The sequence below is a fragment of the Hydrogenophaga sp. genome (genome assembly GCF_031426985.1).
Taxonomy (GTDB): domain Bacteria; phylum Pseudomonadota; class Gammaproteobacteria; order Burkholderiales; family Burkholderiaceae_C; genus Hydrogenophaga.
The window spans coordinates 21,737-34,309 of the sequence record NZ_JASJOY010000226.1 but is presented as its reverse complement, the minus strand read 5'-3'; the positions used below and the strand labels follow the sequence as shown (position 1 = coordinate 34,309).

The window sequence follows — 12,573 nt, the reverse complement described above, 5'->3', positions numbered from 1 at the left end:
TTCAATGGATAGAACGAGCGCCTCCTAAGCGCTAGATACAGGTTCGATTCCTGTTGGTGGTACCACCCCTGGCAGCGCTCAGTCCTCCAGGTGTTCGTGGTGGGCTTCGGCGCCGCGCTTCCAGTACGCGGCCGCGCGCACCGCCCGGCGGTCCAGCCCCCTTTCTTCCAGCAACACGCGGCGCACGGCCACCATGTCGGTCGCTTCGCCGGCGCACCAGGCAAAGCCCTCTCCGGTCAACGGCGGCAATCCGCGCAGCGCGTCCAGGCACTGGGCCAGGTTGTCCACCCACAGCGGCTGGCGCCCGGCGGCGTTGAGCAGCGGCAGGCGGTCGGCCCCGTGCGGCATCTGCACGATGGCGAACACCGTGGCGTGTGCGGGCAGTTCCTCCAGCCGCCGCGCCACCGCCGGCAGCGCGCTGGCATCGCCCACCAGCAGGTGCCAGTCCAGGTCGGGCGGCACGATGAACGAGCCTCTCGGTCCGCCGATCATGACCGCCTGCCCGGGCTGCGCCTGCTGCGCCCAGCGGGCTGCGGGCCCATCGCCGTGCAGGGCGAAGTCGATGCTCAGCTCGCGCGCCGCGGTGTCGAAGTGCCGCGGCGTGTAGTCGCGTGCCACCGACGCGGCCCCATCGCTGGCCGGCACGAAGAGCTTGACGTGGTCGTCGAAGGAGAGGCTGACGAAGTCGGCCAGTTCGTCGCCGCTGAAGGTGATGCGGCGCACCCGCGGGCTGGGGGCCTGCACGCGCAGGACCTGCAGCGAGCGGCGTTTGAGTTCGTGCCGCACGCGCTGCACGCGGCTGGCGCCGGCCATGGGTGGGGCGGCGTTCATGCGGCGGCCATCCAGCGCGCCAGGCGCGGCTTGATCACAAAACCCATCAGCAGCCCGATGGCAAAGCCCGCCGGCAGGGAGCGCACGAACGCCACCGCCCACTGGGCCGGGAACGCGGCACCCAGGCCGTGGTTGCTGAGCGTGACCACGCAGGACAGCAGCAGCTCCATGACCACTGCGGTGCACACCGCCAGCAGCACCGTGGCGGGCACGCGCGGCCAGGCGGCCAGGCGCGGGCCGAGCACGCGGTCCAGCCCCATGAGGGTGAGCATGCCCAGCGGCATGACCGGCAGCGCGGTGGCAAAGGCCTGCATCCAGCGGCCGAAGAAACCGGCGCCGGCGCCGAGGTTGAGCCAGGTGATCAGCCCGCTGAGCACCAGCGCGATGGCCGGCATGACGGTGACCAGGGGCAGCAGGCGGCGCCAGCGAGAGCGCGCAACGGGCAGCGCGGCCGGGGCCGGGGCCGAGACCGCCAAAGCGGGGGACAGAGCAACAGAGGTGTTCATGGATCGGTATTTGGTTGACAATGTCAACACAATAACAGAACTGGTTGACCATATCAACCAAAAGGCCATGAACACACGCCCCACCTCCCGCCAGCTGGCTGCGCTGGAAAACCTGATGACGCTGTTCGGCGGGGTCAAGAAAGCCCTGCGCCACCAGCTGCACACCGAGGCCGAGCCCGCCGTGGCCCCCATGCTGCTGCGCATGCTGCAGCTGTGCCAGCGGCACCCCGGCATCACGCAGCAGGGGCTGGCCCAGCGCACCGGGCGCGACAAGGGGCAGGTGGCCCGGCTGATCCGGGAGTTGCTGGACCTGGGCCTGCTGAGCCGGCAGGACAACCCCGAGGACCGGCGCAGCCACCACCTGCTGCCCACCGCCGCCGGCGTGGCCGCGGTGGCGCGCTTTGAACAGGCCGAGGTCGATGTCGCGCGGCTGCTGTTCGGCCACCTGAGCGCGGCCGAGCTGAGCGGCCTGAACGCACAGCTGGGCGCGCTGCGCGAGCGCCTGGACCAGGGCCTGCCCGAACACGATGCCGGCTGACACCCACCCGATGGACCGGCCAGACACCAGCACCTACAGTGCCGGAACAACGACCCGCGAGGAAACGCCATGCACACCACGACCCTGCCCGCCCTGCTGCTGACCCTGGGCCTGGCCGCCGCCCCCGCGGCGGCGCTGGCACAGGCCACGGTGGTGCAGACCCCGTACCAGCACCCCAAGGCGCTGTTCGACATCTACCTGGACCACCCGGCCAAGATGGGCGCGGCGCTGTACTGGCTGCGTTCGTTCGTGAACCCGCTGCTGGAGGCGCCCTACAGCTTCTTCAACGACGACATGAACGTGATCGTGGTGCTGCACGGCACCGAGCTGGTGACGGTGGCGCGCAAGAACGAGACGAAGTACGAGGACGTGGTCCAGCGCATGCGCTACTACGCCGACCATGGCGTGAAGTTCAAGGTCTGCGGGCTGGCGCTCAGGGACTTCGGCTACACCCCGGCCGACATGCAGCCGTTTGTGGAAGTGACCCCGTCGGCCATGACCGAGCTGGTGCACTGGCAGAACCAGGGCTACGGGCTGATCACGCCGGTGGTCATGGACAAGAAGCTGTCCATCGAAGAGATCCGTTGACCCCCACGCTCCGCCGCTGCGCGGGTCGCTGCCCCCCGAGGGGGCTGGGCCTGCCTTGGGGCGGCCCGGCGGCTGGCCCGTTGGTCGCCCCCCAAGCTCCGCCGCTGCGCGGGTCGCGTCAGAAGCCCAGTCGCTTGGCCGATGACAGCGTGAGCACGACGGCGCTGGTGGCGGCCGCGAACGGGGTGCCGGGTGCCAGGGCATCTTCCGCTTCGCGGTACTGGCGTCGGTTGATTTGTTCGGCCACGCCGCCGGCCACCTGGTGGAAGCGTTTGTGCCGCTCGATCAGGTCGGAGAAGGTCGCTCGGCCGGACAGGCGCTGGCCATCGCCGTAAATCCACTTGCCCAACGCGCAGCAGTCGTCACGCACCAGGGTGGCCGCGTCCACCTTGTCGCGGTTCTCGATGGCGTCGCGCAGCTTGACCTTCCACTGGCGGTGGGCGTCGATGTAGGCGTCCACGTCCACCCCTTCCACCAGGGTCTTGGGGCCGGTGCCCGAGCCGGGCAGGCGGAACTCGTCCACCTGCGCGGCCATGCGCACGGCGGCCGTGCGTTGCGACGCGGCGGCCACCGCGGTCTGGTCCACCAGCGTGGCGTTGGCCTGCGTGTTGCGGTCCAGATCCTGCACCGCCTGACCGATCTGGCCAATGCCCATGCTCTGCTCGCGCGTGCCGTTGGCCACCGCGTCCAGCAGCTGGCGCACCTGGTCGGCGTGGCTGACGATCTCGTGCATCGTGGTGCCCGCGTTGCGCACGACCTGCATGCCACCGTCCACGTCGCCGACGCTGGAGACGATGAGGCCACGGATTTCCTTGGCCGCTTCGGCGCTGCGCTGGGCGAGCGCGCGCACCTCGCTGGCCACCACGGCAAAGCCGCGACCCTGCTCGCCGGCCCGCGCCGCCTCCACCGCGGCGTTCAGCGCCAGGATGTTGGTCTGGAACGCGATGCCGTCGATGACGCCGATGATGTCGTTGATCTTGCGCGACGAGGTCTGGATGCGCTCCATGGTCTGCACCACGTCCTGCATCACGGCGCCGCCGCGTTCGGCCACGCGCGCGTTGTCCATGGCGATCTGCGCCGCCTGCCGGGCCGACTCGGCGGTGTGTTCCACCGACGAGGTGGTTTCTTCCAGCGCCGCGGACGACTCTTCCAGCGCGGCGGCAGCGGCCTCGGTGCGCGAGGACAGGTCGCGCGTGCCGTTGGCGATCTCCATGCTGGCGGTCACCACCGCATCGCTGGCGCCCTGCACCTGCTGCACGGTTTCGCGCAGCGAGGCCTGCATGTACCCCACCTCGCGCAGCAGATCGCTGACTTCGTCGTGGCCCTTGCTGTGGATCGGGGCGCGCAGGTCGCCCATGCTGATGGCCATGAGGTGGCGACGCAGCGCCTTGAAGCCCCCGAACGTGGCGCGGTAGAAGCCCATGGTGAAGAACAGCACCAGCAGCAGGCAGGCACCGACCACCGCCAGGTTGGCCCACAGCCGGGTCAGCAACCGGCTGTGCCGGTGCGCGAGCAAGCCGTCCAGCACGCCCAGGTTGGCCTGGACCTGGCGGTACTGCACCGCCAGCGTCTGGTTGGCCTGTTCGATCAGTGCCCGGGCGTCGCCCTGCACCGTGGTGACGCCGGGCGGGAACAGGGCGTCGATCGAGCGGGTGAACGCCTGGGTGGCCGCCGGAGCCTCCACCACCAGGCCTTTGGACGCCTCGGGCTCGGCTGCGCGCACCTTGGCCAGGTCCTCTTGGGCCTTGCCCAGTTCGTGCGCGATGACCGCGCGCAGCGCGTTCATGCGCGAGAGCTCTGCCGGATCGATGCTGCCGGCCCGCAAAGCGCCACCGGCCAGACCACGCAGTTCGGCCGTGGCGCGGATGATCTCCGGCCCGCGCATCAGCGCCGCGCTCATCAGGTAGTAGGACGGCAGCTCCGGGTCGAGCGCCAGACCGGAACGGTCCACCGCCACGGGCATCAGGGCCCCGATGCTGCGCGAGAGCTGGGTCATGGTGTCGTAGACCGTGGCCGGCGTGGCGGGCGACACGTTCTGCACCGCGGCGAGATCCTGGTCGATACGCGTCCACAAAGGCACGAGCGCCCATTCGTCGGTCAGCGGTGCGCTGAGCTCGCGGACTTTCGCCAGGCGTTCGTCAAAGGCCTGGCGGGCGCCGGCCGGGTCTTGCCCGCTGTCACCGTAGGCCTGCGCCCGGGCCACCTGGCGCCACTGGTCGGACGCGTCCAGCAAATGGACCACGGCCCGGTTGTAGGCCACCCCCTGCCGCTCTTGTTCCACGGCGCGCAGATCCCCCAGCGCACCGGTCAGAAAGTTCAGCAGCAACCAGGCCAGCGGCACCGTGAAAGCCACGGCGATCAGGGCCATCTTGCCGGGGAAGCGCAGCTTGCGCATCACCCCCGCCGCGGGCGACCACACCCCCCAATTGACCATCCTCAACCCGTTGCGCTTCATCTGAGACTCCCTTGATATGTCACCTCAGTATCGGCAGGCAGTCGGCACCCATTGAGTGGAATAGTGGTCAATTCCCGGCACTATTTCGCAACAGGTGAACACTCTTGGATGAGCAGATCACGCAACACCGCGCAGCGGGCCAGGCGCCCACCCTGCCCATCCCGCCCCCTCAGCGCTGGCGCAGCGTGCGACTGAGCAGGATGACCGGCCACAGCCCGACCAGCACCAGCGTGAGGGCGGGCAGCGCGGCCTCGCCCAGGCGTTCGTCGCGCGCCAGCTGGTAGGCCACCACGGCCAGGGTGTCGCTGTTGAAGGGGCGCAGCACCAGGGTGGCGGGCAGTTCCTTCATCACGTCCACGAACACCAGCAGCGCCGCCGCGGCGGTGGAGCGTTTGAGCAAGGGGGCGTGCACCCGCCAGGCCAGACCCAGGCCGGTGGTGCCCAGCATGCGGGCCGAATCGTCCAGGCTCGCGGGCACGCGGGCATAACCGCTCTGCACCGACTGCAGCGCCACCGCGGTGAAGCGCACCAGGTAGGCCCAGACGATGCCCAGCACCGTGGCCGTGATCCAGTAGCCCACGCTGGTTTCGGGCCGCACCGCCTGCACCCAGCCCACCGGCAGCAGGATGCCGACCACGATGACCGCGCCCGGCACGGCGTAGCCCAGCCCGGTCAGCTGCACCACCCCGCGCGTCAGCGGCCCGGGCCGGGTGCGCAGGGCAAAGGCCAGGGCCAGCGCCAGAGTGGTGGCCAGCAGGGCCGACAGGCCGGCCAGCCAGACGCTGTTCTTCGACCACTGGACGAACATGTCCCAGGGCAGTTCGTCCCAGCCGCCAATCAGCGGCCGCAGCATGAACAGCACCGGCAGCACGAAGCCGAACACGATGGGCAGCACGCACACCAGCACCGCCAGCAGCGCGCGGGCGCCGTGCAGGGGCACCGGCTGCGCCTCGGCGCTGCCGCCGCGCTGGCCGCGCAAGGCGGCAAAGCGCATGCGGCGCTGGGCGCGGTGTTCCAGCCACAGCAGCAGGCCCACGGTGGCCAGCAGCACGGTGGCCATCTGGGCAGCGGCCAGGCGGTTGTCCATCACCAGCCAGGCCTTGTAGACACCGGCGGTGAAGGTCTGGATGCCGAAGTAGCTGGCCACGCCAAAGTCGGCCAGGGTCTCCATCAGCGCCAGCGCCACGCCCGCGGCCACCGCCGGGCGCGCCAGCGGCAGGGCGACCTCGCGGATGCGGCGGCTCAGCGGCGCGCCCAGCAGGCGGGCGGCCTCCATCAGCTGCGCGGCGCGTTCGGCCAGCGCGGTGCGCGCCAGCAGGTAGACGTAGGGATAGAGCGAGAAGATGAACACCCAGACCGCGCCGGGCGTGTTGCGCACCTCGGGGAAGACGCGGCCCCGCAGTTCAAAAGTCTCGCGCAGCCAGACCTGCAGCGGACCGCTGAACTGCAGGAAGTCGGTGTAGGCGTAGGCCACCACATAGGCCGGCATGGCCAGCGGCAGCAGCAGCGCCCATTCAAAATGCCGCCGGCCAGGGAACTGGAACAGGGTCACGGCACTGGCCGTGGCCATGCCCACCACGGCCACGCCCAGCCCCACGCTCAGGCACAGCACCAGCGTGGTGGCGGTGTATTCGGGCAACACGGTCCGCGCCATTTCGCGCAGGATGTCCAGTGCCACCGCGTCCAGCTGCAGCCAGGACGCGGCCAGCGCCAGCACCGGCAAGGTCAGCAGCAGGGCGAGCGCGATCAGCAGGAACGGGGGCAACCAGCGGGGCATGGGGGAAGTGCAAAAGGCTTGGGGGCCGTGGAGCGGAGGTGGCGGCAGCGATGGCGCCCATCGGGCACCGGCCAGCCAACACAAATGAGAATTGTAGTTATCTACAATCGAGGCCATGTTCCTCAACGTCACCCAGCTCAGCGTGCAGTACCCCGGCCAGGCCCAGGCGGCGGTGGACGGTGTCTCGCTGGGCCTGCGCGCCGGCGACATCGGCGTGCTGATCGGCCCCTCGGGCTGCGGCAAGACCACGTTGCTGCGCGCGGTGGCCGGGCTGGAGCGGGCCAGCAGCGGCAGCATCGCGCTGCAGGGCGAACTGGTCAGCGACGGCCAGCACCATGTGCCGGCCGAGCAGCGGCGCATCGGCATGGTGTTCCAGGACTACGCGCTGTTCCCGCACCTGGACGTGGGCCGCAACGTGGGCTTCGGCATCCACCAGCGGCCCAAGGCCGAACGCGCCGCGCGCGTGGCCGAGGTGCTGCAGCTGGTGGGCCTGGACGGGATGCAGTCGCGCTACCCGCACGAACTCTCGGGCGGGCAGCAGCAGCGCGTGGCCCTGGCCCGCGCGCTGGCGCCGGCGCCGCGCCTGCTGCTGCTGGACGAACCGTTCTCCAACCTCGACGTGGACCTGCGCGAACGCCTGGCGCACGAGGTGCGCGCCATCCTCAAGGCGGCCGGCGCCACCGCCCTCTTCGTCACGCACGACCAGCTCGAAGCCTTCGCCATCGGCGACGTGATCGGCGTCATGCACCAGGGCCACCTGCACCAGTGGGACGACGCCTACGCGCTCTACCACCGCCCGGCCACGCGTTTCGTGGCCGAGTTCATCGGCCACGGCGTGTTCGCGCCGGCGCAGATCCGCCAGCAGGACGGCGAGGTGGTGGTGCAGACCCCGCTGGGCGCGCTGACCGACGTGGACGAATGCCCGCTGCCCGGCGCCTACGAAGCCGGCCTGTGCGACGTGCTGCTGCGCGCCGACGACATCGTGCACGACGACGCCGCGCCGGTGAAGGCGCAGATCGTGCGCAAAGCCTTCCGCGGTTCCGAATTCCTCTACACCCTGCGCCTGGCCAGTGGCGAGGTGGTGATGACCCACGTGCCCTCGCACCACGACCACGCGGTGGGCGAGTGGATCGGCATCCGCCCCCAGGTGGACCACGTGGTCACCTTCGAGCGCGGCGGCGCCGCAGGCTCGCCGCCGGCCCCGGCCATCCAGCGCAGCGGGCACCCCCCGGCGCCCTGAGCGGCGGCCCGGCGCCCGGCCAGGCCCCGGTGCCTCAGTTCAGCCAGCGCCTGAGCGCGGGCAGGCGGGGCAGCATCAGCGCATCCACCAGCCAAGCGGCCACCAGCACCGCCCCCGAGAGCGGGAAGGCCAGCCCCACCGCCAGCATGACCAGCGCCCCCGTCTTCCACCGCGCGGCGTTGGCCGGCGCACGCGGCGCCACCAGGCGGCCGGCCCGGGCCGGCCGGCGCTGCCACCACATGGTGATGCCGCTGACGCACAGGAACAGCACCGCCAAACAGAACACCACGTTGAGCCAGGCGCTCCACCGGCCCAGGTCGCCCTGGTGCAGGGCAATGCCGACGGCCATGAATTTCGCCATGGGCGAGTAGTCGGCAAACGACACCTGGGCCAGCACCCGGCCGGTGTGGCGGTCGATGTGCACGTAACGGTCGCCGGTCGGGTCGGTGAGGTCGCCGCCCATGCTGTCGGCGCTGATGGTGTAGACACCGGTTGCGTCCTGCGGCACGGCCACGCGGTACTGGCCGGCAAAGCCGATGCGGCGCGCGTAGGCGTTGACCGTTTCCAGGTTGACCGGCTGGCCGGCCGCGATGCCGGGCTGGCCGGCGGCCGAACCCGAGGCGGGCAGCGGCGTCAGCTCCAGGCCCCAGGGCACTTCCTTGAGGCCGGGCGTTGACAGCGCGGCGTGGGTGACGTCGGATGTGGGCACCTCGTCCCACTTGCTGGCCGGGAAGCTGCCCCAGGGCTGCACGAACTGGCCGCCCCAGATGCCGGTCCAGGCCAGGCCGGTGAGCAGGAAGAACCCCAGCACCAGGCCCATCCAGAACGCCACGCCCACGTGCAGCGACGCCCACCCGGCGCGGCCACGGGCGCGCAGATCGGGCAGCAGCACCCGGCGCCAGCCGTTCGGGCCGCGCGGCCAGGCCATGTAGACGCCGGTAACGAGGAGCACCATGCCCAGGCCGGCGGCGATCTCGATCAGCCGGTCGCCCAGGTCGCCGATCAGCAAGCTGCCGTGGATCTTCTCGGCCCAGGCGAACACGGTGTTCTCCTTGTCCACCGAGCGGATCACCTCGGCCGTGTACGGGTTGACCGCCACGGCCTCGACGCGACCGTCGACCTGGACCGAGAACCAGGCCGGCAGCGTGGCGCTCTTGGGCGCCACGTAGTCCTTGAGCTGCGCGCCCGGCCGGCGGGCCAGCACCGCCTGGGCCTGGGCGGTCACGGTGGCGGTCTGCGCCTGCGGCAGCACCGGGATGTTCATGCCCAGCCGGTTCTGGAAGCCGGTGAAGAACACCATGACCAGGCCGGTGAGGACCAGCATGGCCAGGAACGGCACGACGTACAAGCCGGCGTAGAAGTGCCAGCGCCAGGCCAGCAGGTGGAAGCGCCCCAGCCCGGCAGTCGGGATGGCGGTCGGCTCGGGGGACGGGGTGGCGGTCGGTGTGCGCATGTCGGTGTCGGTGGAGGTGTCGGCGGAGATGTCGGTACTGGAGTCGGCCCTGGTGTCGGTGCAGATCGCTGGTGAACCAGCGGCGTCGGTCACTGGCCCAGTGCGAGGCCGTGCGGCGCCCGGACCGTTGCGACCAGCGCGGGGGTGGCCGGGCGCGTCGGCCCGCTCTTGCGGCTGCGCGGGGGCAGCAGCTGGGCCAGGACCCGGCAGACGGTTTCGGTCTTGGCGTCCACCAGCAGGGCCACCTCGCGCAAGGTGGGCAGGGCCTGGCGCACCGCGTCGGCCTGCCCCAGGCGCCCCGCTTCGCGCACCGCACGGTCCAGCCCCATCAGCCCCAGCAGGTGGGTCAGGCGCTGCAACACGCTGCCGGTGCGCAGCAGGGCCATGTCCTGGCTGCGCCCCAGTTGCTGCAACAGGGCTTGTTGCAGCAGGGGTGCCGGCGGGGTATCGGCAGCGGGGCGCACCGGCTCCAGCCGGCAGTCGGTGAACGCACTGGCGCTGAGCTGGTAGGGCTGCCCGCACAGGGCCTCGGTGCCGATCAGGTCGCCCGGCAGGGCCAGTTGCACCGGCTGGCGGATCGGGCCGTGGTCGTGGTCCAGGCGCACGACGCCAGCGACCACGCGCCACACGGGACCGGATTCACCGGCGAGAAAAATGGACTGGTTGCTGGCGCAGGCCTGCGCCAGAGACAAGACAGCTGAGGTCATGAAACGCTCCTGAGAACGGCCGGAGCGAGCGCGCTCCGGCCATCGAACCAGCGGCCCGCCACAGGGGCCGCACGAGGGGTTCGGCGCCTGAGCGTCGGGGGCTCAGGCGCTCGGCTCAGCAGCGGGGGGCCCGCGTGCGCCGGGGCTGGGCGCACCCCGGGCGTGGGAAGCGGAATCCTGGTGACACGGCACGGCCCAGGGGCCGGCGGCCAGCGGCCACTGCGGCGGCGTCGGCAACAGCGGCGCAAACCGTTCGGCGGACAAGGCGCAATGGCCGCAGTCGTCCAGCGTGTGCGGCTGCTCGTCGGCGCTGAGCGGCCGAGCGGACGGCCCCTCGGCCGTCAGCTGCACCCACCGCAGGCCCTGCGCGCTGCAAAGCTCGACCCAGTCGCCCGCCACGCGCGTGCGGGCCAGCGCACGCGAGACCGCGGGCGCGAGCACGGCCAGCAGCATCGCGGCCAGCAGGCCGCGTGCCAGCACACGCATCAGACGGGGGGACATGGGCGTGGTCGGTCGGTCCGTTCGATCAGTGCTTGTGTTCCGCGCCCGGCTTCATGGGCATGGGGGCGTTGCCACCGCCCAGCGCGGTGACGGGGGCCTGGATCTCCTGCGTGAAGCGCTTCTTGGCCGCGTCTTCAAACACCAGGGTCAGGGGCACGCTGTCGCCGCCCTTGAGCGGCTGCTTGAGGTCCAGCAGCATCACGTGGTAACCGCCGGGCTTGAGTTCCAGCGTGCGGCCGGCGGCCAGGTCCAGGCCGGGCACCTGGCGCATCTTCATGACGTCGTTCTCCATCGCCATTTCGTGGATTTCAACCACGCCGGCCACCGGCGACTGGACCGACACCAAGCGCGCGCTGGCCGACGGGGTCAGCCGCATGAAGGCGCCGGTGGCCTTTTGCGTGGCCACGGTGCCGCGCACCCAGGCGTCTTCGACCTTGACGGTGGTTTGCGCCCAGGCGGTGGCGGTGAGGGTGAGCAGCGAAGCGATGAGCAGTTTTTTCATGGAGAACTCCTGTGATGGAACGTGGGGGAAAGGGAAAGGGGGAACGGAAACCATCAGACCGGCGGTTCGGCCAGCAACGCGCGCACGTCGGCGGTGTGGTCGTCGGCGGTCTGTTCGTGCCGCAGCACGGTGCGGATGCGGCCCTGCCGGTCGAACAGCCAGGCCAGGGTCTGGCGGCGCGGCAGGTCGGGGGAGCTGGCGGGGGCCAGCGCGGGGATGGTGGATCGACGAGGCATGGGGCCTCCTGAAACGGGGAACACACGGTGCGCCCGTCACAGGGCGCACCACGGCGTGGGGTTTCAGGCGGCCAGGGGCGGCGCGCGCGATTGGGCGGTGGCCCAGACGGTGGCGGCCAGGGGCGCGCGGTAGAACGCGGGCGGGAGATCGGTCAGGCGCGGCGGCAGTTCGGGCAGCGCCTGGGCCACCGGCAGGCCGGCGGCGCCACCGTGCAGGGTGCACCAGGGGCAGTGCAGGCTGGCGTCGCCCATGGCGCCGCCGCCGTCGGGCTGCTGGTCGCGCACCGCGCCGGTGTCGGCCTGCACCCAGACCATGCCGCTGACGCTGCAGACCTGCTGCCAGTCGGCCGCGTCACCGCCGGCCACCAGGGCCTGCGCCACGGTGGGCGCCAGCGCGCCCAGCACCAGGGTCAGCAGGGCGACCCAGGTGGTGATGCGGCGGTGCAGGCGCGACAGGAACATCCCGCCAGTCTATCAGTGCGCCCCGAAGCGCCCCTCCCCTCCCAGCAGCGCTGTTGCCGGGGCGACGCGCCACGGGCGAGCGGCACCCGAGAATGGCCTTTCCCCACAAACACCGGAGACACACCCCATGCTCACCCTCTGCGGCTTCGCGGCCAGCAACTACTACAACAAGGTCAAGCTCGCCCTGCTCGAAAAAGGCCTGCCCTTCGACGAAGAACTGGCCTGGGTCGGCGAGGTCGACACCGCCGCCAGCCCGCTGGGCAAGGTGCCTTACCTCAAGACCGACGCGGGTCCGATGTGTGAATCGACGGTGATCCTGGAATACCTGGAAGCCCACTACCCCGAACACCCGCTGCTGCCGGCCGACCCGTTTGCCGCGGCCAAGGCGCGCGAGCTGCTGCGCTTCATCGAACTGCACCTGGAACTGGTGGCGCGCAACCTCTACCCCGAGGCGTTCTTTGGCGGCAAGGTCAGCGACGCGGCCAAGGAAAAGACCGGCCAGCAGCTGCGGAAGAACGTGGCGGCGTTCGCGCAGCTGGCCAGGTTCTCGCCCTTCATCGGCGGCGCCGACTTCACCCTGGCCGATGTCGCCGCCGCGGTGCACCTGCCGCTGGTCAGCAGCGCCAGCAAGATCATCTACGGCGAAGACGTCCTGGCCGGCCTGCCGGTGCGCGACTACCTCAAACGCCTGGGCGAGCGGCCGACGGTGCAGCAGGTGAACGCCGACCGCAAGACCAACACCGAACTGATGCTGCAGCGCATGCGGGCGAAGTGACC

14 protein-coding genes are annotated in these 12,573 nt (G+C 71.0%); 4 read left to right on the top strand and 10 right to left on the bottom strand.

Annotated elements, in window-relative coordinates; translation table 11 throughout:
* Nucleotides 1-78: 78 nt before the first annotated feature.
* Together RMP09_RS22955 and RMP09_RS22950 are read right to left on the bottom strand one after the other, a co-directional pair.
* The gene (locus RMP09_RS22955; RefSeq protein ID WP_310568295.1) at nt 79-831 is read right to left on the bottom strand and encodes a siderophore-interacting protein; all 753 of its coding nucleotides are present in this window, start codon (nt 829-831) and stop codon (nt 79-81) included.
* Complete coding sequence (locus tag RMP09_RS22950) at nt 828-1,337, bottom strand: DUF2798 domain-containing protein (protein WP_310568294.1); 510 nt, start codon at nt 1,335-1,337, stop codon at nt 828-830. Before RMP09_RS22950 ends, RMP09_RS22955 begins: the two co-directional genes overlap by 4 nt.
* 67 nt (nt 1,338-1,404) lie before the next feature.
* Here RMP09_RS22950 and RMP09_RS22945 point away from each other — a divergent pair, with 67 nt between their 5' ends.
* Both RMP09_RS22945 and RMP09_RS22940 read left to right on the top strand, forming a co-directional pair.
* Nucleotides 1,405-1,875 carry a MarR family transcriptional regulator gene (locus tag RMP09_RS22945; protein WP_310568293.1) on the top strand — a complete coding sequence of 157 codons (471 nt, stop codon included), beginning with the start codon at nt 1,405-1,407 and terminating at the stop codon, nt 1,873-1,875.
* A gap of 69 nt (nt 1,876-1,944) precedes the next feature.
* The gene (locus RMP09_RS22940; protein WP_310568292.1) at nt 1,945-2,463 is read left to right on the top strand and encodes a DsrE family protein; all 519 of its coding nucleotides are present in this window, start codon (nt 1,945-1,947) and stop codon (nt 2,461-2,463) included.
* Between the two features lie 118 nt (nt 2,464-2,581).
* Here RMP09_RS22940 and RMP09_RS22935 read toward each other — a convergent pair whose 3' ends face one another.
* The gene (locus RMP09_RS22935) at nt 2,582-4,858 is read right to left on the bottom strand and encodes a methyl-accepting chemotaxis protein (protein WP_310568291.1); all 2,277 of its coding nucleotides are present in this window, start codon (nt 4,856-4,858) and stop codon (nt 2,582-2,584) included.
* Between the two features lie 229 nt (nt 4,859-5,087).
* Entirely contained in the window at nt 5,088-6,695 is a 1,608-nt protein-coding gene (locus RMP09_RS22930; protein ID WP_310568290.1) for an iron ABC transporter permease, read from the bottom strand.
* Nucleotides 6,696-6,810: 115 nt separating this feature from the next.
* Between RMP09_RS22930 and RMP09_RS22925 the strand changes: the two genes are divergently transcribed.
* A complete protein-coding gene (locus RMP09_RS22925) occupies nt 6,811-7,935 on the top strand; it encodes an ABC transporter ATP-binding protein (RefSeq protein ID WP_310568289.1) in 1,125 nt (374 codons plus the stop codon).
* Nucleotides 7,936-7,969: 34 nt separating this feature from the next.
* Here RMP09_RS22925 and RMP09_RS22920 read toward each other — a convergent pair whose 3' ends face one another.
* The 6 genes from RMP09_RS22920 to RMP09_RS22895 all read right to left on the bottom strand — a co-directional run bounded on the left by RMP09_RS22920 (nt 7,970) and on the right by RMP09_RS22895 (nt 11,796).
* Nucleotides 7,970-9,481, bottom strand: coding sequence for a PepSY domain-containing protein (locus RMP09_RS22920; RefSeq protein WP_310568288.1), 1,512 nt, complete (start codon nt 9,479-9,481; stop codon nt 7,970-7,972).
* The gene (locus tag RMP09_RS22915; RefSeq protein WP_310568287.1) at nt 9,478-10,095 is read right to left on the bottom strand and encodes a hypothetical protein; all 618 of its coding nucleotides are present in this window, start codon (nt 10,093-10,095) and stop codon (nt 9,478-9,480) included. The genes RMP09_RS22920 and RMP09_RS22915 overlap by 4 nt, the downstream gene beginning before the upstream one ends.
* Before the next feature lie 102 nt (nt 10,096-10,197).
* Nucleotides 10,198-10,596 carry a DUF2946 family protein gene (locus tag RMP09_RS22910; protein WP_310568286.1) on the bottom strand — a complete coding sequence of 133 codons (399 nt, stop codon included), beginning with the start codon at nt 10,594-10,596 and terminating at the stop codon, nt 10,198-10,200.
* Between the two features lie 25 nt (nt 10,597-10,621).
* Nucleotides 10,622-11,098 (bottom strand): copper chaperone PCu(A)C, encoded by a 477-nt coding sequence (locus tag RMP09_RS22905; RefSeq protein ID WP_310568285.1) that lies wholly within the window; start codon nt 11,096-11,098, stop codon nt 10,622-10,624.
* 53 nt (nt 11,099-11,151) lie between these two features.
* Nucleotides 11,152-11,334 (bottom strand): hypothetical protein, encoded by a 183-nt coding sequence (locus tag RMP09_RS22900; RefSeq protein ID WP_310568284.1) that lies wholly within the window; start codon nt 11,332-11,334, stop codon nt 11,152-11,154.
* Nucleotides 11,335-11,397: 63 nt separating this feature from the next.
* Nucleotides 11,398-11,796: a DUF2946 domain-containing protein gene (locus RMP09_RS22895; protein ID WP_310568283.1), complete on the bottom strand. Its 399-nt coding sequence runs from the start codon at nt 11,794-11,796 to the stop codon at nt 11,398-11,400.
* A gap of 127 nt (nt 11,797-11,923) precedes the next feature.
* Between RMP09_RS22895 and RMP09_RS22890 the strand changes: the two genes are divergently transcribed.
* Nucleotides 11,924-12,571, top strand: coding sequence for a glutathione S-transferase (locus tag RMP09_RS22890; protein ID WP_310568282.1), 648 nt, complete (start codon nt 11,924-11,926; stop codon nt 12,569-12,571).
* The last annotated feature ends 2 nt before the right edge of the window (nt 12,572-12,573 follow it).